The organism is Pantoea sp. SIMBA_079, from assembly GCF_046940275.1.
GTDB classification, from domain to species: Bacteria; Pseudomonadota; Gammaproteobacteria; order Enterobacterales; family Enterobacteriaceae; genus Pantoea; species Pantoea borealis.
This window is the reverse complement of record NZ_JAWRYR010000039.1, coordinates 1-646: the sequence shown is the minus strand read 5'-3', so window position 1 is coordinate 646 and position 646 is coordinate 1. Positions and strand designations below refer to the sequence as shown.

The window sequence follows — 646 nt, the reverse complement described above, 5'->3', positions numbered from 1 at the left end:
CTGGCAGACTCATGAAAGAGCTGGGGCTGGTCAGTTGTCAGCAGCCGACTCACCGGTATAAGCGTGGGGGGCATGAGCACGTTGCTATCCCGAATCATCTTGAGCGACAGTTCGCCGTAACAGAGCCAAACCAGGTGTGGTGCGGTGATGTGACCTATATCTGGACAGGTAAACGCTGGGCGTACCTCGCCGTTGTCCTCGACCTATTCGCAAGAAAACCAGTGGGCTGGGCAATGTCGTTCTCGCCGGACAGCAGGCTCACCATGAAAGCGCTGGAAATGGCATGGGAAACTCGCGGTAAGCCCATGGGGTTAATGTTCCACAGCGATCAGGGCAGTCATTATACGAGCAGGCAGTTCCGGCAGTTACTGTGGCGATACCGAATCAAGCAGAGTATGAGCCGGCGCGGAAACTGCTGGGATAATAGCCCAATGGAGCGCTTCTTCAGGAGCCTGAAGAACGAATGGGTGCCGATGACGGGCTACGTAAGCTTCAGCGAAGCAGCTCACGCTATAACGGACTATATCGTTGGGTATTACAGCGCGCTCAGGCCGCATGAATATAACTGTGGGTTACCACCAAACGAATCGGAAAACCGATACTGGAAAAACTCTAACGCGGTGGCCAGTTTTAGTTGACCACTTCA

The 646-nt window shown here is 54.0% G+C and carries 1 protein-coding gene; it reads left to right on the top strand.

Annotation, left to right across the window (positions count from 1 at the left end; genetic code table 11):
- Positions 1-638 (top strand): IS3 family transposase (locus tag SB719_RS18960; protein ID WP_412159578.1); only part of this gene is annotated, 638 nt, incomplete at its 5' end.
- Positions 639-646 lie beyond the last annotated feature (8 nt).